Source organism: Rhodococcus sp. YL-1, from assembly GCF_001942025.1.
Classification (GTDB): domain Bacteria; phylum Actinomycetota; class Actinomycetes; order Mycobacteriales; family Mycobacteriaceae; genus Rhodococcus_F; species Rhodococcus_F qingshengii.
The window spans coordinates 5528239-5551352 of record NZ_CP017299.1; the positions used below are offsets into that span (position 1 = coordinate 5528239).

General features: G+C 61.9%; 20 protein-coding genes. 10 read left to right on the forward strand and 10 right to left on the reverse strand.

The genetic code is table 11. The features are described 5' to 3' along the window. Positions 1-60: 60 nt before the first annotated feature. Positions 61-1224, reverse strand: a complete 1164-nt coding sequence (locus tag BH682_RS25745) for an LLM class flavin-dependent oxidoreductase (protein ID WP_075834519.1) — start codon at positions 1222-1224, stop codon at positions 61-63. Positions 1225-1381: 157 nt separating this feature from the next. Here BH682_RS25745 and BH682_RS25750 point away from each other — a divergent pair, with 157 nt between their 5' ends. From BH682_RS25750 to BH682_RS25760, 3 genes are all read left to right on the forward strand, one after another. Further along, positions 1382-2713: an MFS transporter gene (locus BH682_RS25750; RefSeq protein ID WP_075834521.1), complete on the forward strand. Its 1332-nt coding sequence runs from the start codon at positions 1382-1384 to the stop codon at positions 2711-2713. A gap of 141 nt (positions 2714-2854) precedes the next feature. Then, positions 2855-3520, forward strand: a complete 666-nt coding sequence (locus BH682_RS25755; RefSeq protein ID WP_075834522.1) for a TetR/AcrR family transcriptional regulator — start codon at positions 2855-2857, stop codon at positions 3518-3520. Beyond that, a complete protein-coding gene (locus BH682_RS25760; protein ID WP_003940084.1) occupies positions 3517-5172 on the forward strand; it encodes an FAD-binding dehydrogenase in 1656 nt (551 codons plus the stop codon). The genes BH682_RS25755 and BH682_RS25760 overlap by 4 nt, the downstream gene beginning before the upstream one ends. An 8-nt stretch (positions 5173-5180) precedes the next feature. Here BH682_RS25760 and BH682_RS35995 read toward each other — a convergent pair whose 3' ends face one another. Together BH682_RS35995 and BH682_RS25765 are read right to left on the reverse strand one after the other, a co-directional pair. Continuing rightward, positions 5181-5318, reverse strand: coding sequence for a hypothetical protein (locus BH682_RS35995; protein ID WP_153211511.1), 138 nt, complete (start codon positions 5316-5318; stop codon positions 5181-5183). Between the two features lie 47 nt (positions 5319-5365). After that, positions 5366-7732 carry an arylsulfatase gene (locus tag BH682_RS25765; RefSeq protein WP_042924906.1) on the reverse strand — a complete coding sequence of 789 codons (2367 nt, stop codon included), beginning with the start codon at positions 7730-7732 and terminating at the stop codon, positions 5366-5368. A gap of 117 nt (positions 7733-7849) precedes the next feature. Between BH682_RS25765 and BH682_RS25770 the strand changes: the two genes are divergently transcribed. After that, positions 7850-9061 (forward strand): DUF2254 family protein, encoded by a 1212-nt coding sequence (locus tag BH682_RS25770; RefSeq protein WP_065351480.1) that lies wholly within the window; start codon positions 7850-7852, stop codon positions 9059-9061. A 214-nt stretch (positions 9062-9275) separates the two neighbouring features. Next, positions 9276-10988 carry an APC family permease gene (locus BH682_RS25775; protein WP_223304586.1) on the forward strand — a complete coding sequence of 571 codons (1713 nt, stop codon included), beginning with the start codon at positions 9276-9278 and terminating at the stop codon, positions 10986-10988. Positions 10989-10996: 8 nt separating this feature from the next. Here the strand turns inward: BH682_RS25775 and BH682_RS25780 are convergent, their stop codons facing one another. Continuing rightward, positions 10997-12070: a VIT1/CCC1 transporter family protein gene (locus tag BH682_RS25780; protein WP_007729922.1), complete on the reverse strand. Its 1074-nt coding sequence runs from the start codon at positions 12068-12070 to the stop codon at positions 10997-10999. A 25-nt stretch (positions 12071-12095) separates the two neighbouring features. Further along, a complete protein-coding gene (locus tag BH682_RS25785; RefSeq protein ID WP_003939910.1) occupies positions 12096-12941 on the reverse strand; it encodes an alpha/beta hydrolase in 846 nt (281 codons plus the stop codon). 190 nt (positions 12942-13131) lie between these two features. On the opposite strand from BH682_RS25785, the gene BH682_RS25790 reads away from it, so the two are divergent. After that, positions 13132-13773, forward strand: coding sequence for a DUF4232 domain-containing protein (locus BH682_RS25790; protein WP_042447085.1), 642 nt, complete (start codon positions 13132-13134; stop codon positions 13771-13773). Position 13774: 1 nt separating this feature from the next. Here BH682_RS25790 and BH682_RS25795 read toward each other — a convergent pair whose 3' ends face one another. The 3 genes from BH682_RS25795 to BH682_RS25805 are packed head-to-tail and all read right to left on the reverse strand — an operon-like array spanning position 13775 to position 16112. Further along, positions 13775-14833: a hypothetical protein gene (locus BH682_RS25795; RefSeq protein ID WP_075834524.1), complete on the reverse strand. Its 1059-nt coding sequence runs from the start codon at positions 14831-14833 to the stop codon at positions 13775-13777. Next, positions 14830-15699: an ABC transporter ATP-binding protein gene (locus BH682_RS25800; RefSeq protein WP_007729672.1), complete on the reverse strand. Its 870-nt coding sequence runs from the start codon at positions 15697-15699 to the stop codon at positions 14830-14832. Before BH682_RS25800 ends, BH682_RS25795 begins: the two co-directional genes overlap by 4 nt. After that, on the reverse strand, positions 15696-16112 hold the full coding sequence (locus BH682_RS25805; protein WP_007729675.1) for a GntR family transcriptional regulator: 417 nt from the start codon (positions 16110-16112) through the stop codon (positions 15696-15698). The genes BH682_RS25800 and BH682_RS25805 overlap by 4 nt, the downstream gene beginning before the upstream one ends. A 308-nt stretch (positions 16113-16420) precedes the next feature. On the opposite strand from BH682_RS25805, the gene BH682_RS25810 reads away from it, so the two are divergent. From BH682_RS25810 to cobU, 4 genes are read left to right on the forward strand one after another with little or no spacing between them, the layout of a single operon-like run. Next, a complete protein-coding gene (locus BH682_RS25810) occupies positions 16421-17380 on the forward strand; it encodes an ABC transporter substrate-binding protein (RefSeq protein WP_003940083.1) in 960 nt (319 codons plus the stop codon). Between the two features lie 7 nt (positions 17381-17387). Continuing rightward, entirely contained in the window at positions 17388-18422 is a 1035-nt protein-coding gene (locus BH682_RS25815) for a FecCD family ABC transporter permease (protein ID WP_075834526.1), read from the forward strand. Next, positions 18419-19207, forward strand: coding sequence for an ABC transporter ATP-binding protein (locus BH682_RS25820; protein WP_058226645.1), 789 nt, complete (start codon positions 18419-18421; stop codon positions 19205-19207). Before BH682_RS25815 ends, BH682_RS25820 begins: the two co-directional genes overlap by 4 nt. Continuing rightward, the gene (cobU, locus tag BH682_RS25825) at positions 19207-20529 is read left to right on the forward strand and encodes a bifunctional adenosylcobinamide kinase/adenosylcobinamide-phosphate guanylyltransferase (RefSeq protein ID WP_075834528.1); all 1323 of its coding nucleotides are present in this window, start codon (positions 19207-19209) and stop codon (positions 20527-20529) included. The genes BH682_RS25820 and cobU overlap by 1 nt, the downstream gene beginning before the upstream one ends. 2 nt (positions 20530-20531) lie before the next feature. Here the strand turns inward: cobU and BH682_RS25830 are convergent, their stop codons facing one another. Continuing rightward, positions 20532-21317, reverse strand: coding sequence for an IclR family transcriptional regulator (locus BH682_RS25830; protein ID WP_075834530.1), 786 nt, complete (start codon positions 21315-21317; stop codon positions 20532-20534). Continuing rightward, a complete protein-coding gene (locus BH682_RS25835; protein ID WP_075834532.1) occupies positions 21314-22852 on the reverse strand; it encodes an APC family permease in 1539 nt (512 codons plus the stop codon). The genes BH682_RS25830 and BH682_RS25835 overlap by 4 nt, the downstream gene beginning before the upstream one ends. Positions 22853-23114: the final 262 nt, after the last annotated feature.

The following is a 23114-nucleotide window of genomic DNA, read 5'->3' on the forward strand; positions in this document are numbered from 1 at the left end:
GGGAGGCCGTGCCCGAAAGATCGGGACAAACGTCCCCTTCTCGAAGAGCTTGCTTTCGACTCAGTTCCCACTGGAGACGAAGGGCGTCCGCACCGGTCCGCCGACCGAACCGTGCGGTGCTACCAATCCACGCTTTTCGAGGATCGGACGCACACCCTCACCGAACTGATACGCCTCTTCGAGATGGGGATAGCCCGACAATACAAAGTGATCCAGGCCGATCGCCGCGTACTCGGCAATCCGATCAGCCACTTCTTGGTGCGAACCTACCAATGCGGTGCCTGCACCCCCTCGCACCAATCCGACGCCGGTCCACAGGTTCGGCGCAATCTCCAGCGACCTCGCTCCGACGCCCTCCTTGTAAGCCGAACCGCCGCCGTGCAATTCGAGCATTCGACGCTGACCTTCGGAGCCGGATCGCGCAAGACTCGCCTGAGCCTGCTCGACGGTCGCCGGATCGAGCGCACTGAGCAGCCGATCCGCTTCTGCCCATGCCTGTTCCGAGGTGTCCCGGCTGATGACATGCAGACGGATTCCGTAGTCGAGGTGACGACCTTGGACTTCCGCGAGGTCGCGGATCCAGGCGATCTTGGCGGCAACAGCGGACGGCGTCTCACCCCACGTGAGATACGTATCCGCGTAACGCGATGCGACGGTTCCGGCCGCCGGCGACGATCCGCCGAAGAAGATGGGCGGTACCGGATCCGGAATACGCTGCAGCGTAGCCTTTTCCACGTTGACGTACTCGCCGGAGAAATCAACCGGACCGCTACCGGACCACAACTGGCGGATCACGTCGAGGAACTCGCCGCATCGTGCGTACCGTTGGTTCTTGTCGAGGAAGTCACCGAACGTGCGCTGCTCGTGGTCCTCCCCGCCGGTCACGACGTTGAGCAGCAGACGACCGCCCGACTGCCATTGGAAGGTTGCGGCCATCTGGGCGGCCAGCGTCGGGCTGAGCAATCCCGGTCGCAGAGCAACCAGAAACTTGAGCGTCTCGGTGGTCTCGAGCATCATCGCTGTCGTCAGCCATGCGTCTTCGCACCACGCGCCGGTCGGCGTGAGGACGGCCTCGAAGCCGTTCGTCTCGGCGGCCGCGCCGATCTGATTGAGGTATTTCAGCGTCGCCGGACGATCACCGGACATCGAGCTGCCGTGCCCACCCGCCATCAGATTCCGGGAATCACCGTAAGTAGGCAAGAACCAGTGGAAGCGCAGTGACACGGTGATTCCTTTCGTCGACGAACAGGCAGAACTCTTCTGTCATTACAACCACAGTCCACCTCGAAGAACAGGGTTGAAATCACCCTGATCGCTACGGGTGCCCACTTTCGGCTCCGGCGATACCTTCGTAAATTTGCACCGCGACCCGGGGGCTCCGATGACCACGTTTGCCGAAGTCGAGCACAATTCACCGTTCTCGAACGAGACCGACGACGAGCGGCGATCCAGACTGAGAACCGTCGTCGCCGCGAGCCTGCTCGGCACGACGGTCGAGTGGTACGACTTCTTCCTCTATGCGACGGCCGCGAGCCTCGTCTTCAACCAACTGTTCTTCCCCAACCAGAGTTCCTTTGTCGGGACCATGCTTTCTTTTGCGACCTTCGCGGTCGGCTTTCTCGTTCGCCCCATCGGCGGAGTGGTGTTCGGTCACATCGGCGATCGCATCGGGCGCAAGAAAACGCTTGCCCTCACGATGTTCATCATGGGTATCGCGACGGCGCTCATGGGTGTCCTTCCGACCGCAGCTCAAATCGGGGTCGTTGCACCGATTCTGCTTCTGCTGCTTCGTATCCTGCAGGGATTTGCTCTCGGTGGTGAGTGGGCCGGAGCCGTTCTTCTGGCGGTCGAACACAGTCCGGAGAAGAAGCGCGGGCTGTTCGGCAGCATCCCGCAGATCGGACTGGCTCTCGGCTTGGCTTTGGGCACAGGAATGTTCGCACTACTTCAAACGGTCTTCGACGACGAACAGTTTCTCCGTTTCGGCTGGCGCATAGCCTTTGTTCTGAGCTTGGTACTCGTGATCGTGGGGTTGGTGGTCCGTTTGAAGGTCGACGAGACGCCGGCATTTCAGGCCGTTCGCGACCTCGAACAGCGCTCATCCGCCCCGCTCAGGGAAGTCTTTCAAGGAAGAGTCGCGCGAAACACCTTACTGGGCATGCTGTCTCGCTGGGGCGAGGGCGCCGCGTTCAACACCTGGGGCGTCTTTGCAATCACGTATGCAACCAAGACTCTGCATTTCGAAAAGGTTCCGGTACTTCTTGTGGTCACCGTGGCCGCAGTAGTGATGGCGATCTTGCTGCCGTTTTCCGGTTCACTCGCTGATCGGTTCGGCCCGCAACGGGTCTACATCGTGGGCATCGCCGCGTACGGCCTCGCGATCTTCCCCGCCTTCGCACTGTTCGGTACCGAGAATCTCCTGCTCTTCGGAGTCGCGATGGTCGTGGTCTTCGGAGTGATTCATGCCTTGTTCTACGGCGCCCAGGGAACGCTGTATGCGAGCCTCTACCCCACAGAAATCCGGTACACCGGGTTGTCGGTCGTTTACCAGTTCTCGGGTATCTACGCCTCCGGCGTCACACCTCTGATTCTGACGGCACTGATCGGCGCCAGTGGCGGTCCGCCCTGGCTGGCATGCGGATATCTGGTGGCCACCTCGGCGATCAGCGTCGTCGCCACTGCGGCGATCAGGAAGCGTGATCTGCATCTGTAGCGATCACACCTGAATATTCACTTCTCTTGGACATTTACTAGATACGCATAGAAATACCTGCGAAGAAGGACAGATCGAGATACGCCTACGCATCGGATACATCCGTGTATCGTTTGGGGTCCCACCCTGACGGAGGCGCCGATGACGACTGGAACGGACAACTCGCCGGCCAAGCGTGTCACCAAACGCCGTGGTCAGACCCGGCAGCGCCTGCTCGACGCGGCTGCAGATGTCTTCTCCGAAGCCGGGTTCGGGCACGCCACGGTCGAGCAGATCTGCGAACGCGCCGGATACTCCCGAGGCGCGTTCTACTCCAACTTCGATTCACTCGACGAATTGTTCTTCGCGATGTGGGAGCAGCGATCTGCATCAATGCTCGCAGACCTGAGGTTGGCGACGGAGTCGATCACCGACGGCAACACCGTCGACATCCATGCCGCTGTCGCCCGGATCGTGGCGGTGGTTCCGGTCGACCCCCAGTGGTACCGGATCAACGCGGAATTCACAGCCCACGCGCTCCGCAACCCGGCACTTCGCAAAGCCCTTGCCGACCGTGAAGACGCGATCCTTCGCACCCTGTTGCCCATCGTGGAGTCCGCACTCAGCGACGTCGGGCGAACAATCGTCGGCGACCCGACGGCGTTGGGACGGGCATTGGTCGCAGTGCACGACGGCACCAGCGTGCAGTGCCTCGTCGATACCGACACCAACGCCGCCTTTGCACTGCGCCGCGATATCTTCACTCGAATTCTGCTGTCCTACAGCGAAATAATCCAGAACAACCAATCGGAAGAGGAGTTGTCGTGAGCGAACAAGCTGACGTCATCGTTGTCGGGGCAGGGCTGGCGGGACTGGTCGCCACCTACGAACTGACGCGCGCGGGCCGCAAAGTCCTTGTCGTGGAACAGGAGAACGCTGCCAACCTCGGCGCGCAGGCATTTTGGTCTCTCGGCGGACTCTTCCTCGTGAACAGCCCCGAACAACGCCGACTCGGCATCAAGGACTCCCTCGAGTTGGCGATGCAGGACTGGATGGGCACAGCGGGATTCGACCGCGACCGCGAAGATCACTGGCCGCGTCAGTGGGCCAAGGCATACGTCGAGTTCGCAGCGGGCGACAAGCGTCAGTACCTGCACGATCTGGGGCTTCGCCTGATGCCGAATGTCGGCTGGGCCGAACGCGGCCGCGGAATGGCTCTCGGACACGGAAATTCGGTGCCGCGCTTCCACCTCACCTGGGGCACCGGACCTGGCGTCGTCGATGTCTTTCTGACCAAGGTCATAGCTGCCCAGAAACGTGGCCTTGTCACGTTCAAGCACCGCCACCAAGTCGATCAACTCGTCGTCACCGATGGTGCGGTCACTGGTGTACGCGGAACCGTCCTCGAACCTTCCAGTGATCTGCGCGGCGTGAAGAGCTCGCGCACCCCCATCGGCGAATTCGAGTTCGCCGCACAGGCCGTCGTAGTGACATCCGGTGGAATCGGCGGCAACTACGAACTGGTGAAGAAAAACTGGCCCGAGCGACTCGGCAAGGCACCCAAGCACATGCTGACGGGAGTACCGGCGCACGTCGACGGGCGCATGCTCGAAATCACCGAATCCGCGGGCGGAAACATCGTGAACCGCGACCGCATGTGGCACTACACCGAAGGCATCCAGAACTGGAATCCCATCTGGCCGAACCACGGAATCCGAATCATTCCCGGACCGTCCTCGATGTGGTTCGACGCCACCGGCAAGCGTCTGCCGGTCCCCAACTTCCCGGGCTTCGACACGATGGGAACTTTCAAGTACATCCTGGACAGCGGCCACGAGTACACGTGGTTCATCCTCGACCAGAAGATCATCGAGAAGGAGTTCGCACTCTCGGGATCGGAACAGAACCCGGACTTCACCAACCGCGACTTCAAGCTCCTCCTCGAACGAATCAAGAAGGGCGCGCCGGGACCGGTCGAGGCGTTCAAGCAGAAGGGCGCGGACTTCGTGGTGCGCAACAACCTTCGTGATCTGGTCGACGGCATGAACGCCCTCACCGACGAACCGCTCCTCGACTACGAGGACATCGAACGCGAGATGATCGCCCGCGACCGCGAAGTCGATAACAAGTACAGCAAGGACTTCCAGGTCACCGCCATCCACGGTGCCCGTAATCTGTTGGCAGACAAGATCGTGCGCGTCGTTGCACCGCACAAGATCCTGGACCCCAAGAACGGCCCACTGATCGCGGTCCGGTTGCACCTGCTCACACGCAAGACTCTCGGCGGCTTGGAAACCAACCTGGATTCGCAGGTCATCAAGGCCGACGGCAGTGTCTTCGACGGCCTGTACGCAGCCGGTGAAGTCGCGGGCTTCGGCGGCGGCGGAGTCCACGGTTACAGCGCACTCGAGGGGACCTTCCTCGGCGGCTGCATCTTCTCGGGCCGCGCAGCCGGACGAGCATTGGCGCGCGACCTGTAGCCCCGAAATCAGGCGAGCGAATGCGTGACCAGAATGTGGTGGGCACGCATTCGCCGCGCCTCGTGCACGGATTGATGGTGGTGATGGTGCGTCGGCCCGCGCGCGTGGCGGACCAGATCGTGAACAGTACGGATGACGGTCGGCATTGCGACCCTCCCTCAGGAGATTGTGACTGCTGCTCTTGCCTGTGGAATCACTGTCTGGACACCGCCACTCGCGCCACCTCCTCCGGATCGATGAGGTGGGTATGGTCGTCGTCACCGACATCGATCTGCACGACGTCGATACGTGCGTTGAATGTGGTTGCGCCACTGTAATCGACACTGACAGGCATGCCGTAGTCATCCCCGATGTCGGTGGTCTCGTCCGCGGAGAAGACCATCGGTTGCGTCTGCTCGACGCGACCTGAGCCCACTTCGCGACCGTCGTGATAGATCGTGACCCCACCGCCTCTGGCGAGACCACCTCCGTCGTAGGTGAACTCAGCTCTGATCTGGTGTGATCCTGCCGGAATGTCAACGTCGGAACCGATGACGAACTCGGTCATGCCCAATAGGTTGTAGACGAATTTGGCGCGGCCTTCCCGCGCGTAAAGTGCCCAGCCACCAAATCTGCCTCCCTGCGCGATCATCACACCGTTGGCAGTAATGCCATCCGCGACGTCGACTGCTGCTGTGACACTGAATGATCGGTTCTTGATACTCAGCACGCTGTGCTCGCTCAGCCGTTTCATTCCGGGAAACAGAACCTGTCGATTCCCGGACACCAACTGCGGACGCCCCGCGATGTGAGGGTTGAACCTCTCGAATCTTCGGTCGTCGATCGGAAGCACGTTGTACTTGACTGCTTCGATCAACCACAAGCGTTGCAGTGCAGCGAGTTTCTCCGGCAACTCGGCCGCCAAATCTTTGGACTGCGTCCAATCCTGAGACCCGTCGTAGAGCTCCCACACGTCGTCGTCGAGTGCGGGGAGTGCCTCCGCGAACAGCCACGGAGTGCTGTGCCTGGTGACCGCACTCCAACCCTTGTAATAGATTCCACGATTGCCGGCCATCTCGAAGTACTGCAGATCGTGACGTTCGGCGACTTCGGCGTCGTCGAAGGTGTAGACCATGCTGGTCCCCTCGATGGGTGATTGCTGGACGCCGTTGACAAAGGTCGGTTCCGGTAGTTTCGCGACCTCGAGGATCGTCGGTGCAACGTCGATGACGTGGGTGAACTGCGACCGCGTCTCCCCCTTGGTCCGAATCCCTGCAGGCCAGTGCACGATCGTCCCGTTACGAGTGCCACCCCAATGCGACGCAACCTGTTTCGTCCACTGGTACGGGGTACACATTGCCCACGCCCACCCCACGGAATAGTGGTTGTATGCGTCCTTGGTACCGAATTTGTCTTTCACTTCCGCCATGAACTCGGGCGTCTCGATGGCGGCGAGTCCGTTGAAGTTGGCCATCTCGTTGAAAGCGCCGTTGATCGTCCCCTCTGCGGACGCTCCGTTGTCTCCGATGATGTAGTACACGAGGGTGTTGTCGAGAGCTCCGAGTTCTTCGATCGCATCGACAAGCCGGCCGACATGGAAATCGGTGTGTTCGAGAAATCCTGCATAGACTTCCATTTGGCGTTCGAGGACGGGCTTCATCTCCTCACTCATGTCCTCCCACGCCGGGATGGCCTCGGGACGCGGGGTGAGGACCGCATCCGCGGGAACGACCCCCCGCTGTTTCTGCTGCTCGAGAATTGATTCGCGTTGAGCGTCCCAACCTCCTGCGAACCGGCCCTCGTACTTGTCGGCCCACTCCATCGGAACATGGTGCGGCGCATGGGTAGCGCCGGGTGCAAAGTAGACGAAGAACGGCTTGTCCGGAGCCAATGACTTCTGCATCCGAACCCAGTCGATCGCGTGATCGGCAAGGTCTTCGGTGAGGTGGTAACCCTCCTCCGGTGTCTTGTCCGGCTCGACAGGCGCGACGCCCTCGTACAGCGCCGGGTAATACTGGTTGTTCTCCCCGCCGATGAATCCGTAGAAATGCTCGAATCCGCCTTCTCCCGTCGGCCACGACGTGAACGGTCCCACCGGGGATGTTTGCCACGGCGGAACCTCGTGACACTTGCCGAACTGCGCCGTCGAGTATCCGTTGAGTTTCAACGTCATCGGCAGTGCGGCTTTGGTATTCGGCCGCAGCCCGGAAAGACCAGGAGCCGAGGTAGCGGTTTCGGTGATCGATCCCATGCCGACCGAATGATGGTTGCGCCCGCTCAGAAGAGCGGCGCGGGTCGGAGCACACAGTGCCGTCGTGTGAAACCGCGTGTACGTGAGCCCATTACTTTGCAATCGCTCAGCAGTCGGTGTGTCCGCTGGTCCTCCGAAGGCACTGCTCGCGCCATATCCCACGTCGTCCAACAGGACCACCAGAACATTGGGTGCGCCGGCCGGCGGTAGTAGCGGAGTGATCGGCGGAAACTCGGTGTCCGGATCCTTCGCGTCGTACGTCACCAGACCAAGATGTTGTCGATCCGGAATCGGTAGTACGGCGCGGCTCTGGTCTGTCGGATCCGTCATGACGTCTCGCCTTCTGTCTCTCACATGGCTCTTTCAAGCGTTTCAGGATCACGACGACGTCGACATCATCCGTTTCGGGTGAAGGCGCACCATTGCCGCAGCGTGGAGGCTTGAAGTGTGGATCAGCCCGGACGTTTCGCTCCCACCCCGATCGGGCATGCCTTCCTCGTCCCCCGGCGCCGTGTACGTGCCGGCCTGACCCAGATCCTGTGCGTCGTCGTGGGACTGGCTGCCGGACTGGGGATGCCGTATGTCCGGAGCGGCCCGATGATTCCCGCCCGTCAGGTCAGCGAGATGCTCGTTGCCCTCGGACTGGGGTTATTGGGTGTAGTGGCAGTGATCTTCTCGCTGCTGTTCCTCGTCGTCCAGTGGGCCGCGACCACCTTCACTCCTCGCTTGTTGTTGTTCCGCGACGACCCCATCGTGTGGCGGACGTTTGCCTTCGCGATAGGCCAGTCGGTTTTCGACATCACGGCGGCGCTCGCCATCAGCAACGAAACGGATGTGTCCGTGGTTGTGCCCAGCCTCGCAGTGCTGGCACTCTTGGCCACGCTGACGCTGATCAGACTGCTCCAGCTGCGCGCATTCTCGGCCATCCAGTTGGCTCCTGTACTGACCACGATCTCGAGTCGTGGCCGAGCAGTCTTCGCCGCCGTGTACCCCACCACCGATCTGGAGTTGCCTCCTCTACCAACACTTCCGGTGATCACGACAATCGAGTGGCATCGACCGCCGGCCGTTCTGCAGCAGATCCTCGTCGAAGATCTGCTGCAGAACGCTCGGAACTGCCGATCCATGGTGGTCCTCCGAGTGTCGCCGGGTAGCACGCTGCGAGACGGATTGCCGCTCGCCGACGTCTACGGCGGACCCATGCCCGCCAACACGATCCTTGACGCCTTGGTCAGTGGGAGTGAGCGGACCTTCACCCAGGACCCCCTACTCGCGATTCGGTTGTTGGCTGACATCGCGCTCAGAGCGCTCTCACCCGCTATCAACGATCCTGCGACGGCCGTGCAGGCTCTGGACGAGATCGAGGACCTCCTCTCTCTGGTGGCCTCCGTACGCGCAGATTCGATCCGGGCCGTCGACGAGCGTGGTGATCTGCGTGTGGTGATTCCACTGCCCGACTTCACGAGCTTCGTCAGAACCGGACTGGACGACGTCATAGCCTCGGCATCGAACTCGCCACTCGTTCTGGGCCGACTTCGCGACCTACTTTCGCACGTCGCCGCCCAATCGGAGTCTCGGAACCGCGATATTCTCGCCAAGCGCGCTCGCTGGATTGATCAGCTGTCACAAGGCTTCCCGCGACTCGAACCCCCGTTGTGAACCCGTACAGATTTGCGGGCCATCGCGTCAAAGCATCGTCAAGATCAGTCTCAGAGCTACGGGAAATGACGATACTGACTCGGTGAGACATGCAGTGATACTCGGACACCGTGGAGTCATATCGTCGACGACCCGCCCGGCCCGTGGGCCAGAGAATCAGAAGCTCTCCGTCGCAACCGGACTGGCAGGGCTTTCGCTCGACGCGATGGCCTAGGTGTCGTACGGGCCAGAAGCCATCGTGTTGGTGTTGGCCCTCGCCGGCGGCGCAGGGATCGGGTTCACCGTGCCGGTGACAATCGCCATCGCAGTGCTGCTTGTGGTCCTGGTGGCGTCGTACCGCCAAGTGATCGCCGCATTTCCCGAAGGCGGTGGCGCCTACGCCGTCGCAAAGAAGCATCTGAGCCCGCGGGCAAGTTTGACCGCCGCCGCGTCGTTGATCGTCGACTACACCCTCAACGTCGCGGTATCGATCGCAGCCGGTGTCGCGGCTCTGACCTCCGCCTTCCCCGCACTTCTTCCCTACACGGTCTGGATCGCACTGGCCATACTCGGCGGCATCACGGCACTGAATCTGCGGGGCATCGCAGATTCCGCGCGGGTATTCATGTTGCCCACCGTGGTTTTTGTCGTCAGCATCTTCACGGTGATCGGTGCCGGACTGCTTCGGGAAAACCCTGCCGCCGCCACGGCTCCCTTTGTCGTCGACAACGCACACACGATCGGCATTCTCCTTCTGCTCAAAGCCTTTTCGAGTGGTTGCGCCGCATTGACCGGAGTCGAAGCCATCGCCAATGCGGTACCCAGTTTCAAGAAGCCTCGCGTGCGTAGCGCTCAGCGTGCCGAAGTAGCTCTGGGAATCCTTTTGGGCACCATGCTGATCGGCCTTGCCGTGTTGATCGAGAAGTTCTCACTGGCCCCGGTCCCCGGAACAACGGTCCTGTCGCAACTCACTTCCGCTGCCCTCGGAAATGGTGTGGGCTACTACGTCGTCCAATTCTCCACCGTGATTCTGTTGGCGTTGGCCGCGAATACCTCGTACGGCGGACTTCCGAACCTGATGCGAATCCTCGCCGACGACAACGTGCTCCCGCACCGCTTCAGCCGGAAGTCGACGCGCGACGTCTTCACGTACGGCGTCTTGTCGCTCGGTGGCGTCGGTGCTCTCCTGCTCATCGGATCCGGCGGAAACATGAACACCTTGGTGCCGCTGTTCGCCATCGGTGTGTTCATCGGATTCACGCTCGCGCAGTTCGGCATGGTGCGCCACTGGCTCGCCGAACAGACGCCGGGCTGGAAGTGGCGATTGGCGCTCAACGGTTTCGGGGCTGCGTTGACTTCGATCGCAGCAGTGGTGACTACCGCCATGAAGTTCACCGAGGGCGCTTGGTTGATCGCTCTCGCGCTCCCTGCGCTCGTCCTCGGCATGGAACGCATCCGCGGTGCGTACACACATATCGGTACGCGGTTAACCGTTCAGGGTGAGAACGATTCTCTGTCTATCGGATACAAACCAGCGGTCCTAGTACCCGTGTCCGAAATTACGTCGCTCTCCACCCGCGCGATGGCCGCGGCAACGGCGATGTCGTCACAGCCCATCGCAATTCGAGTCTGCCTGGCCCACGAATCGACGACGGACTTCACACGCCGATGGCAAGCCCGACACCCGAATTCGCGTTTGATCGTCATCGAGGACACCGAGAATTCCGTGGGGAACACCCTCGCTCGATACATCCGCACACACTTCCCCCACCGAGAAACCTTTGTCGTAGTCGCCACCATCGACCCGGCGACCAGATGGCACCGGTTCCTCCCGAGCCAACGGACCGATGAGATCGCTCATGCACTGCGCAAACACACCGAGGCCGTGGTGTGCCAGATTCCGGTTCGGATCGATCCGGCTCACCGCGATCCTGCCCTACGCGCGTAAGCAGACGCTCAGAGCGAAGTCCCGAACAGCATGCCGAGCAGATACGTCGCGCCGGCAGCGCCGTAGCCGATCGCAAGTTGGCGTAGCGCCCGCTTGAATGGCGGCCCGCCCGAGAGTAACCCGACCACAACGCCCGTCGTCAGCAACGCGATCCCCACGAGAACAGATGCGACGATCAGAGCCGTCATGCCTTCCAGGCCGAACAGATACGGCAGCACCGGAATGATTGCGCCCGAGGCGAAGAAGCAGAAACTTGCCGCCGCTGCGCCCAACCCGGTTCCGACAGCTTCATGGTCGTCGACAACGTCGGCGGCGCCGAAGGTGCTGTTCGCGAGGACCTCGGCGGCGCGCTGATCCGCTTCCTCGGCGGACATGCCGCGGGCCCGGTAGACCAGGGCCAATTCGTTCGCGTCGACGTCGAGCAGTCCGACAGCTTCGCTGGCAGCCGGACCAGGATTGGACGCTTCCAACAACTCTCGCTGCGAGCGGACTGAAACGTACTCGCCGGCGCCCATCGACAGGGCGCCGGCCAGAAGCCCGGCCATGCCGGTGATCAGAACGATCTGATTGGAGACGCCGCTACCGCTGATGCCGAGCACGAGAGCGAGATTGCTGACGAGGCCGTCGTTGGCTCCGAAGACGGCGGCACGAAACGTCCCCGAAAGTCTGTTCCGACCCCGAGTGGCCAAGGCCCGCACCACTTCTTCGTGGATCTTCTCGTCCGCGCCCATCGATGCAGTCGCGTCGGCGTCGTTGGGATACGGGGATCGCGTCTCCGCGCGCTGCGCAAGAGCGAGCACGAAGACGGAGCCGAAGCGCCTGGCCAGAAAGCCCAGTATCCGAGTGCGGATATCGCCGCGAAGTGGTTTGCCGACGTGATCGCCGAGTAGCGCTCGCCAGTGCGCCTCGTGTCGCCCCTCCGCGTCGGCCAGTGCGAGAAGGATTTCGCGCTCCTCGCCGCTGCGCCTACTCGCGAGGTCTCGGTAGACGGCGGCCTCGGCTTGTTCGTCGGCGAGGTATCGTCTCCAGCGCTTGACATCTCGCGGGTCTGGATCGGGTCGTGCGGCCGGAACTGTGGACATCGTGTTCCCCTTTCCGGTGAGGCGGTCACGCTTCGAGTACGCGGTCCATCCACGTCGTCAGATCGTTGATGACGTCGTCGCGGTTGGTCTCGTTGAAGATCTCGTGTCTGGCACCCGGATAGGTGTAGTAGGTGACGTCTTCGATCCCCGCCGAGTTGTACCGTTCGACTGCGACGTCGGTACGGCTCAGTGCGGCGTTGAGAGGATCCGAGGTGCCGACGAAGACCAGGATCGGAAGGTCTTGTCGCACGCCCTCGACGTCGACGAACCTCGGTCCCGCTGCGATAAGTCCACCCATGCCGGCGTCGTCCAGGCTGAAACCGCACAGCGGATCGTTGATGTACAAATCCACCTGCGCTTCGTCACGGCTGAGCCAGTCGTGCGGAGTACGGGCCGGTTCGAATTCCGCATTGAACTGGGCGAGGACGTCCGGGCCGTCGTTGACGAGGCTCTCGATCAGTTGATCGACCGCGGTGGTCCCCGACAGTGCGACGGCGTCGATCAGGTGCGAATGATCGAGGATGTACTGCTGCGAAGCGAACGAACCGAGGCTGTGGCTGAGCAGTACGACGGGCAGGCCGGGGTGTTTGTCGCGGATGATGCCCGTGAGGGTCACCATGTCTGCCACCAAGCGGTTCCAGCCGTCGTCGCCGATGTTGCCTGGGCCGGCGTGCATGCTCTCACCGTGGCCGCGGTGGTCCGCCGCGTAGACGTGGAAACCGCGAGCATTCAGGGCTTCGGCAACGTGTGCGTAGCGTTTTGCGTGCTCACCCATACCGTGCGCGAGTTGAACAACCCCTCGAGGTTCCTGCTCGGTGGGCCATTCGTGGACATGAATGACCACTCCGTCGTCGCTGGTGAAGGTGAACATGCGCTACTCCCGGTGGTCGCGATCCGGACAGGTCATTTCTCATGCTAGATCCGCAACGGCAATCCATCCGGGAAGTAGGTCCTGATCACCGGCGAGCCTGATTCGTTTCTGCACATCCGGCTTCAAACTCGGATATACCGGACACGGATGTTCGGAAACAGTTGTCGACCAGCCTGAGGAGTACAGAGCGATGAATTCGAACCGCATGCGCAACGTCGGCTTGTTGGCGGCTCCACTTGCTGCTCTCGCCCTTCTCAGCGGTTGCGGCTCGGATGAAACGGGAACGGCCGAGAGTTCACCGGCACCCGCCTCAACGACGACCGCCTCTGCGCCGACGACCCAGACCGGCACCGCTTCACCTTCGACGACCCATACCGATCACACCCAAACCACAACCTCGACGGCACCCAATCCCGAAGGCTGCGCGATCGGGGAACTGAACGTCACCCTCGGCGAGTCGAGTGGCGCCGCCGGTTCTGTGGAGCTTCCGGTGGTCTTCACCAACACGGGCGGCCGCACGTGCACGCTCGACGGTTTCCCCGGCGTCTCGTATGTCACGGGAGCGTCCGGAAGCGAAGTGGGTGCTGCAGCCGGCCGCTCCGGATCCGGTTCACTCGTCTCCCTTGCCCCTGGCTCTGCCGCAACGTCTCTGGTGCGAGCTACGAACGTCGAGAACTACCCGGCAGATCAGTGCGGCGTGACCGACGTTGCGGGACTGAGGGTTTACCCGCCCAACAGCTACGACTCGGTCTTCCTTGCCTATCCCACCAAGGGTTGCTCGATGACCGGCGCGAACATCAATCAGCTGACGGTCGCGCCGGTCGCCCGCTGAGTCACGGCTTGAGGCGTCGTAGACCCCAGAGCGCCGGCAGGAGGAACAGGCCTGAAAGGATCAGGACGAGTGCAGCTTCCGTGAATTGGAATCGTCTGACCTGGTCGACCGAGTGGTACCAGGTTTCGTAGTGGTCCACTCCCTGCGCGAGCACACACGCACGATATTCGGCGTCGAGTTGGGCCAAGAAGGCTTTCTGGCGAACATAGAAATCCACGTCACTCTCGTCGGATCGCTGATCGTATTCATTGCCGGCTGTATCGGTAGTGCACGCCTGATAGTCGATCTCGACCGGCTTCCCGTTGGCATCGGTGTATCCACTCCGTATCACCCACGCCATCGAGGAGTCCATGACGTAAGTTGCGTAGAAGGTGTCGTGGTCGATACCTTGCGTCAGCACAGTCGGCTCGGCATAGTGCGGCCGTGCCAGATTCTGAAATCCCACCATCAAACCTGCGACGGCGACCAAGGTGACGGCCACCGCGGCGATGGGTGATCGCACCAGCAGTGATACCGCAGCTCCGGCGACCAACGCCATGAAAGTGTATGCACCCAAGACGATTCCGCTGGAATTGAACAGAGGGAAGAGCATCGAACTCATTCCGTACGACTGAACGGGTCCGACGTTGACCACATAACTCCAACTCTCGAATCCAACCCGAGCAGCTTCGAGAATGAAACCGAGGATCGCGGCTGCGGCAGTGAGCGGAAGAAAGACAACAACGACTCGCATCCAGAACCATCGTGCTCGACTCACCGACTGCGTCAGACCGAGAACATGTGTTTGCTGATCGATGTCGCGGGAGAATACCGTCGCGCCCACCAGCGCCCCGAGTAGTACCGGTAAGGCGGCGGCGATCGTGTTCACGCCGGTAACGGCGGTATCCGCCCAGCAGTCCCATCCGACCCCGACACACCCGAAGTACGTTCCTCGGCCCTCTGTACCCAAGCTACTTCGAGTTCCGATCCCGCCGACTATCGCTGCCATAGCCAAAGCTGCGATGAATCCAAGCGACACAACGAGCGATGTCCGGTGGTGCCGCCACGTAACCCAGATCATGCCGCCACCATCGTTTCTGCGCTCAGGTGCCCGAGCACCACGTCGTCGAGAGTTGCGTCGTCGATCACCCAGCCGGCCCGAGGGCTCGGACGGATTCCCTCCACCACGTGAGAATTCGACCGCACCCCCTTCTCGGTATGAATGACCGCACCGGCGCCGACCACGTCCGAGGGATCGCCGTCCCCGATCAATACGTAATGGGCAGCGATCAATTCATCCAACGGACCGGACAATCTCGCGTTTCCGCCGCCCAGCAGAAGAAGTCGATCCGAGACGTCTGCCAATTCGGAAACGATGTGTGACGACAACAGAACTGTGGTGCCGTACTCGGCAACGTCTTCGAGCAGAGTGGTCGCCACAGACCGCCGCGCCACGGGATCGAGATCTGCCAGAGGCTCGTCGAGTAGAAGCAACTGCGGCCTGCGTCCGAGCGCCAAAGCCAGTGCAACCCTGGTTCGTTGACCTGGTGACAGTGTCTTCGCCTTTGCATCGAGAGAAATCCCAGCGCGCTCCACCAGATCCAGAGCGTACTTCGCATCCCACTCGTCGTTGGTGTATGCGCCGAATCGAAGAAGTTCTGCAACAGTGAATTTGGGGTACAGGGGCTTGTGCTGAGCGAGGTACGACAGGCCTGGGCAGATGCCGTCCTGATCCGGCGTGCTGCCCAGGACGGAGATCGAACCATGGTCAGGCATCGTCAACCCGACCGCCAAGGACATCAGTGTGGACTTGCCCGCTCCGTTCACCCCGACCAGGGCAGTGATGCTTCCTGTCGCGACCTCGAAGGTGCAGGCGTCGAGCACCTTCTTCTTGCCGAAGCGCTTGTCCACGTCCTGCATCGTCAGTGCCAATTCTTGCGCAGTCATGATGTCTCCCCCTGCTTTCCGGACGGATCCGATTCGATGAACGTCTTCTCGAGCTCCAAACTCACCAGCGCTTCGATGTCCGTGCGCTCGAGTCCAGCAGCCACGGCATCTGCCACCCAGCGGGCCAACTCGCGCCGTAGCGCAGAGCTTTCCGCCATACCGGGCTTGGCCAGGGACTTCACGACGAACGTGCCCAATCCGGGCCTCGGGGCAACAAGCCCGTCGCGCTCGAGTTCCTTGTAGGCCTTCAAGACTGTGTTCGGGTTGATCGCGAGCGCTCCCACGACGTCCTTGGCTGTGGGCAGCCGATCCCCGACTTGGAGATCACCGAGCCTGAGCGCCTGCTTCACCTGAAGGACCAATTGCACGTAAGTGGGAATGCCGGATCGGCGGTCGATACGGAAGTCGATCATCCGAACCCTTTCACTAGTTCATTAGTGGAATAGATATTTACCCTGCCTTGACCTCCCGGGTCAAGCCAGACGACCCCTGTAAAGTGCAGATGCCCCGGTTCACCGGGGTGCCACGCTGCTCGTGTGAAGTTCGGTGAAACCCCGGCACTGTCGACGCAACTGTGAATTCGCCCGTCACTACTCGAGGCGAACGAGTCAGGTCACCGGCCTCGTGGCGACACGATGGTTCTCGGACGAAGGACCGCTCGTGGCGCTTCGCCTCGCGGCCGCGCTGCTCGCGACCCTTCACCACTAGCGGAGGGGTGGCTGTGAGTACTCGGCCGACACGTAAATTCAGATCTGTACTTGCAGCACTGACGGTGAGCACCGCACTGCTTGCCGGTGCCTGCAGTAGCTCGACGTCCGATGCACCCGCAACCACAGCGGCCTCGGACGGCTCGTTCCCGGTGACTGTTGTTTCCGGTCCCACGGATTCCGGCACGGACATCACCATCGAGTCACGTCCGCAGTCGATCGTGTCACTCAGTCCCAGCGCCACCGAGACCCTGTGGGCCGTCGGCGCGGGCGATCAGGTGAAGGCCGTCGACAATCAGTCCGACTACCCGGCCGGTATCCCGGTCACCGATCTCTCGGGCTTTCAACCGAACGTCGAAGCCATCCTCGGCTACGCACCGGATCTGGTGATCGCATCGGATGACATGAACGATCTTGTCTCCGGGCTGCAAAAGGCGAAGGTGCCGACCCTCCTACTACCCGCAGCCACAAGCATCGACGACGTCTACGCCCAGATCGAGCGCGTCGCGAAGGCCACCGGCCACGAGGACAAGGGCACCGAAGTTGTCGACACCATGCGCTCGGACATCGACGCCGCTGTCGCCAGTGTTCCTGCGCGCCAACAGCCGCTGACGTACTTCCACGAACTCGACTCCTCGCTCTACACCGTCACGAGTTCGAGCTTCGTCGGGCAGATCTACTCGCTGTTCGGAATGAAGAGCATCGCCGACGCCGCGGGGCAGGGTGACTATCCGCAGTTGTCCGCCGAATTCGTGGTACAGGCCAATCCCGATCTCATCTTTCTCGCAGACTCCCAATGCTGCGGAGTGACAGCAGAATCCGTCGCCGCTCGACCCGGGTGGAGCGGCATGAAAGCGGTTACCGGCAACCAGATCCATGTGCTCGACGAAGACCTCTCCAGCCGCTGGGGACCTCGTGTCGCCGACCAGGTGAAGGCCGTCGCTGCCATCGTTGCCCAAGTTCCCGCGGCCTGAGCACTCGATGATCAAAGCCGGTATCTCCCAACATCGGACCGCCGTTCTGCTCGGCGCCGCGCTGATTCTGTGCGCCGCCTTGCTGATCGGTGTTCTGGTGGGGCCGGCCGGTTTGACGCCTGATCGGACCATTCTCGAACTTCTGGACGGAATACCCGGCATCCATATAGATTCCGGCCTCACCGCAACACAGCAGGCCATTCTCTGGCAGATCCGGCTTCCGCGAGTAGTCCTGGGCGCGTTGGTCGGAGCAATGTTGGCGGTAGCCGGCGCCGCCTACCAGGGCGTGTTCCGAAATCCCTTGGCGGATCCGTATCTCCTCGGAGTTTCCAGCGGAGCCGGACTGGGCGCAACCCTCGCCATCGTTTCGGGTGGAGCGCTGGGCATGTTCGGAATTCCCATGGCCGCCTTCGTCGGTGGTGTGCTGGCAGTGTTCGCAACTTATTCGCTCGGCCGAAGCATTGGCGGGCCGCAGAACGCGGTAGTCATCATCCTCGCCGGTGTCGCAGTCGCAGCGTTCACGAATGCAGCGCAGACTTTTGTTCAGCAGCGGTTCGACGATTCACTGCGCGAGGTCTATTCCTGGCTACTAGGCGGACTGTCCACCGACGGTTGGTCGGAAGTTCTGGTTGTCCTGCCGTACGTTGCGCTGGCCTCAGCCGTCATCCTGGTACACCGGCGTGTACTCGACGTGATGGCCGTAGGTGACGTCGAAGCCGCCAGCCTCGGCGTCGACCCGGCCAGATCACGCCTGGTGCTGGTGCTCGCCGCAACTCTGGGAACGGCCGCGGCCGTGAGTGCAAGTGGACTCATCGGCTTTGTCGGAATCGTTGTTCCCCATGCGGTTCGACTGGTCGTCGGCCCGTCTCATCGGCTGCTTCTCCCCCTGTCACTCATGCTCGGAGCGGCGTTTCTTGTCCTCACCGACGTTGCCGCCCGCACGGTCATGGCACCGGCCGAACTCCCCATCGGAGTTGTGACCGCGATGATCGGCGCTCCGTTCTTCCTTCTGGTTCTGCGCCGCAGCCGGGTCTCGGCATGACCGACAGCGCAGTGCGGTGCCGCGACCTCCGAGTCAATCTCGGCGGCAAGGACGTCGTCGACGGCATCGATCTCGATGTGACACCAGGCGATTGGGTTGCCGTGGTCGGGCCGAACGGCGCCGGCAAGACAACCTTGATGCATGCCCTCGCTGGATTGATTCCGTCTACCGGTGAGCTCTCGGTCGGGGGACTGAGTCCTCGCAATTCCAGCCGCAAGGCGATGTCCGCCGTCGTCGCGTTGATGCCTCAGCGTCCGGTAGTACCCGAGGGCTCAACGGTCAAGGAACTGGTAGCGCTCGGCCGTACTCCGTATCTACGACGATTCGGAACCGAAACCGCCACAGATCGTTCGGTGATCACTTCGGTGATCGAAAGGCTCGACCTCACCGAGTTCGCAGATCGACGAGCCACCGAACTTTCCGGCGGCGAATTGCAACGCGTGGTCCTGGCTCGGGCACTGGCTCAAGAGCCGCAGGTACTGCTCCTGGACGAACCCACCAGCGCCCTCGACATCGGTCACCAGCAGCAGGTTCTCGACTTGGTGGAGGAACTGCGAGAAGACGACAACATCACGGTCATCGCCGCGATGCACGATCTCACTCTCGCGGGTCAATACGGTCGACGAATTGTGCTGCTGGACAAGGGCAGCGTGGTTGCCGACGGTACACCCTCAGCGGTGCTGGAGGCAGACCTCCTCGGCCGCGTGTACGGCGCTCGCGTCGAAATCCTGGAACGGCCCAGCGGTCCCATCGTTGTTCCGATTCGGCAGGAAGGCACCCGCTGATGGAACTGGTGATGCTCGGCACCGGCGCTGCCGACGGTTGGCCGAACCCGTTCTGCACTTGCCCTTCCTGCCTGGCGGCATTGTCGAATGAAACCATTCGCGGACACACCGCTGCCTTGCTGGACAACCGCATCCTGTTGGACTGTGGACCCGAAGTACCGCGCGCCGCGTCGCGATTCGGTCGCACGCTGGCACACGTCGAACACATCCTGCTGACGCATTCTCATCCTGATCACCTCGGCCCGATGGCATTGCTATTCCGGTCCTGGGCGTCTCGCACCGAACCGCTCCAGGTTCTCGGACCACCCGACGCGCTCGCTCCCTGCCGAGACTGGGTGGGCCCGGATGACCCGGTGACCTTCACACCGCTCGAGACCGGCCAGTCGATCATGTTGGGCACCTATCGTGTTCGCGCACTCGAAGCCGCGCACGAAGTAACCACCCTTCTCTACGACATCACCGACGCATCCGGAACCCGAATCTTCTGGGCCACCGACACCGGGCCTCTGCCCGAAGTCACTGTCGACGCCCTTGCCGACGCCCGTTTCGACGCCGTCTTTCTCGAAGAGACCTTCGGCCACAAAACTGACCACGGCACCGGGCACCATGATCTGCCGAGTTTCGCGGAGACGGTGAGCCGACTACGCAATTGCACCGCGATCACCGATCGAACCGATGTGGTCGCCGTACACCTCGGGCACCACAACCCGGTCGAAAACGAACTCTCGGAAGCACTTCGAACGTCCGGGGCGCGAGCGGTTCCGGATGGAGCTGTGCTCGAGATCGGGGTAGGACAGAGCCATCGAACTCTGGTCACCGGTGGCGCCCGCTCGGGCAAGTCCACTTACGCGGAGGGCCTGCTTGCCGGCTACAGGCACGTCACGTACATCGCCACCGGGGATCCGCAGGACGACGATCCCGACTGGATCGAACGAATTGCGTCGCATCGCGCGCGGAGGCCGCCGACGTGGACGACGGTAGAGACCTCCGAGGTCGCCGAAATTCTCGTGGCCGCAACAACACCGATCCTGATCGACTGCCTCGGCACGTGGCTGACCGCACGTCTGGACCGACATCAGGCATGGACCACAGAAGATCTCAGCGCCGTCCACGCAGATATCGACCGGTTGGCCGACGCCTGGACCGCCTGTCCGGTTCCGATTGTCGCCGTCACGAACGAAGTGGGAAGCGGCGTCGTCCCGGACACGAAGTCCGGGAGGCTGTTCCGCGATCTACTCGGTCTGGTGAACAGCCGAATCGCCAGTGAATCGGAGTCCGTGGTCCTGATGACCGCCGGGCTCCCCCTGAGCCTGCGCGTGTGACGTCAGAGCAATCCGGTGAGCTGACGCGCGCAATCGAGTAGGAAACCGACCAACTCTCGATCCTCGTCCGTCACTCGCCCGCTCGCTCCCTGAACACACAACCCGCCGGCCACCTGGTCTGCGTGATCTCGAACCGGTACTGCGACCGCGGATCGACCCAGGCGGCATTCCTGGTTCTCGAATGCAAAACCCTGCAGGCGAACAGAGCTCAACTGCTCATACAACGCATCGAAATCACCGAGGGTGAACTCCGTGACCCGGCGAAGTTCCAAACCCGAAAGCAACCGCTCGTCGTGCGCCAACAGAACCTTCCCCAGCGCATTCGCGTGAAGGTTCTTGGCCAGTGCCGCTATTCCGATGATCTCGTGATCCGGATCCTTGTCGACGAACCTCAAGCGCCCACCGGCGAATGACGCGACGTGCAATCCGAACCTCGTGTGTGTCCGCATGTCCTCGACGCGCTCGTGCAGCGTCGGCGCCGGACCACTCGACGACGCCGCATGCGAGAGCTCGGCAGTCCGACGTCCCAACGCGAACCCTGACAGGTCGGGCACCCGCACGAGAAAGCCCTCCGCCACCAGCAGATTCAGCATCCGGTACGCCGTGGCCGATGGAACGCCTGCAAAAGTGGCGATCTCCTTCGCGGTTGTTCCCGGTCCCAGATGAGCCACCGCCTCGAGCATCCCCAGCGCCTTCTGAACCGCACGCGGTTGTTGTCCACTGAAGTGGGTCTCTTCGCCGATCTGTTTGCCTGATCGTGGACCAGCGGTTGCACGGTCCGCGGTCACCGCCCATGCTCCGGCGAGTCACCCTCGGCGGTCCCACGATCCGGAACGAGTCGCCTTCGCCCGTCACCGTCGATCAGCAGAGTGCCCGCACCGGGCAACAGGTCCGCCGTCTCGACGCTGTCGAAAGCGCCGACCATCAGAAGGCTTTCCGGTCTGGCTCTCCGAAGCAATGAACTCCACAATGTCCCCGAGACCGCAACAACAAGCGCCGCGATCGGCAGTGCCCACATCCCGTGAACCGCACCGTCGAGAACGATGTAGGCCAGTAGACCGGCACCCGCAGCGCTCACGGATACGGTGCATATCCGAGTCAGCGACGTGTGTTCCCCGATTCGGCGCAAGAACTTCCACGAGGCAAAGGCCACCAGCGTGTAAGCGCAGACCAACGCGGTCTCCACCACCCCGTCGAAGGATCCCGAATCGTCGCGAACCGTATCCGAATAGATGAATACTCCCGCCGCACTTACCGCGACGAACGCAAGTACCGCAACGTACGGGGTGCGGAACCGTCTGTGCACGCGAGCGAGCGGCGCAGGCAGTACCCGTTCGATCCCCATCGAGTACAACAACCGCGAACCCGCCTGCGCACAACCGAGAGTGGATGCGAACCAGGAACACGTCATTCCGATCTTGACTGCCAGAACCACTTCCGCGCTGGCTCCGGATGCCGTTCCTTCGAAGTACGCTCCGACGATCGTTGCGCCGTGGCCGGTCATCGCCGCCCAGGCCGCAAAAACGAAGAGGACCCCGCAGATGATCGGCGAAATGAGAACCGTGCGTGTGACGCTGATGAGTGGTCGTTTCGCTTCCGGGCCGAAGAAGGCCGAGCTTTCGAAGCCCGCCATGCTGAGCACCGTCAGCATCGCGAGAAACGGAACTGCACTCAGCGGCGGATTCGGCAGGGCAACAGCAGTTGTCGTGTCACTGTGCGTCGCCAGCATGACCACGACGATGAGAATCAACGAGCACGCTTCGACGACCAGGATCGCTCGGGTGGCGAACCGGACGCCTCGCACTGCAATCCACGCGACGGCCAGGGCAATCGCCACCGTCGTGATCACCGTCGCGGCAGGCCCTCGCACGTCGGGGCCGACAATGGCGATGGTATCGAGCAGACTCGGAACTGCCTGCGAGAAAACCGAAACCGAGATTCCGAGATACCCGAGTACCAGTGCGGCACCCGCCGTCAGTGTCGCCCGGATACCGGAGCCTTGGAAGACGAAGCTGTACAACGATCCTGCTGCGGCCAGTCTCCGCGTGAACTGAGTGATGCAGAACGCAACGAGAAACACCGCCGAAGTTGTCGCAGCAATCGCAGCCAACCCGACGTAGCCGGGACTGTAGGTGATCATCCACAGGGCGATGAACACCATTCCCGTTGCCGGAGCGATCGTGGAAAGTGATTGCCCCAACAGGTCGATCGGGGTCAGACGTCCTCGTCCGAGACCACGGAGCGGGGAGAACACGGGCTCACTGTGTTGATCCGCATTCTGCGCTCGCGTGATCGCCGCACGCAGTGCCGCACTCACGGCCATGAGTCACCGTCCGTCGCGTCCAGGCCCGAACCTACGAGCGAATTGTCAGAATTCGGTCAAGTTAGTCCGCTTATGTTTCCGCGCAGTTTCCACGATGGCGCGCACAGAACTTTCAAGTGAGAATCCGACTCTGTTTCCCACCCAGCGTCATGCCGGATCAAGGGCGGCCGACGGTATCCGGCCCCTCCGGGAGCACCTTGACCTGCGAGTTCTCCGATTCTCACACGACAACTGCTCTCTCAGTTGCACCTCGTCCAGGCGT

Excerpts from the sequence above, each read along its gene's own strand:
- BH682_RS25835 (WP_075834532.1), bottom strand. The coding sequence starts at position 22,852 with ATGGCCGTGAGTGCGGCACTGCGTGCGGCGATCACGCGAGCGCAGAAT.
- BH682_RS25755 (WP_075834522.1), top strand. The coding sequence starts at position 2,855 with ATGACGACTGGAACGGACAACTCGCCGGCCAAGCGTGTCACCAAACGC.
- BH682_RS25780 (WP_007729922.1), bottom strand. The coding sequence starts at position 12,070 with ATGTCCACAGTTCCGGCCGCACGACCCGATCCAGACCCGCGAGATGTC.
- BH682_RS25790 (WP_042447085.1), top strand. The coding sequence starts at position 13,132 with ATGAATTCGAACCGCATGCGCAACGTCGGCTTGTTGGCGGCTCCACTT.
- BH682_RS25815 (WP_075834526.1), top strand. The coding sequence starts at position 17,388 with ATGATCAAAGCCGGTATCTCCCAACATCGGACCGCCGTTCTGCTCGGC.
- BH682_RS25785 (WP_003939910.1), bottom strand. The coding sequence starts at position 12,941 with ATGTTCACCTTCACCAGCGACGACGGAGTGGTCATTCATGTCCACGAA.
- BH682_RS25795 (WP_075834524.1), bottom strand. The coding sequence starts at position 14,833 with ATGATCTGGGTTACGTGGCGGCACCACCGGACATCGCTCGTTGTGTCG.
- cobU (WP_075834528.1), top strand. The coding sequence starts at position 19,207 with ATGGAACTGGTGATGCTCGGCACCGGCGCTGCCGACGGTTGGCCGAAC.
- BH682_RS25800 (WP_007729672.1), bottom strand. The coding sequence starts at position 15,699 with ATGACTGCGCAAGAATTGGCACTGACGATGCAGGACGTGGACAAGCGC.
- BH682_RS35995 (WP_153211511.1), bottom strand. The coding sequence starts at position 5,318 with ATGCCGACCGTCATCCGTACTGTTCACGATCTGGTCCGCCACGCGCGC.
- BH682_RS25765 (WP_042924906.1), bottom strand. The coding sequence starts at position 7,732 with ATGACGGATCCGACAGACCAGAGCCGCGCCGTACTACCGATTCCGGAT.
- BH682_RS25750 (WP_075834521.1), top strand. The coding sequence starts at position 1,382 with ATGACCACGTTTGCCGAAGTCGAGCACAATTCACCGTTCTCGAACGAG.
- BH682_RS25805 (WP_007729675.1), bottom strand. The coding sequence starts at position 16,112 with ATGATCGACTTCCGTATCGACCGCCGATCCGGCATTCCCACTTACGTG.
- BH682_RS25820 (WP_058226645.1), top strand. The coding sequence starts at position 18,419 with ATGACCGACAGCGCAGTGCGGTGCCGCGACCTCCGAGTCAATCTCGGC.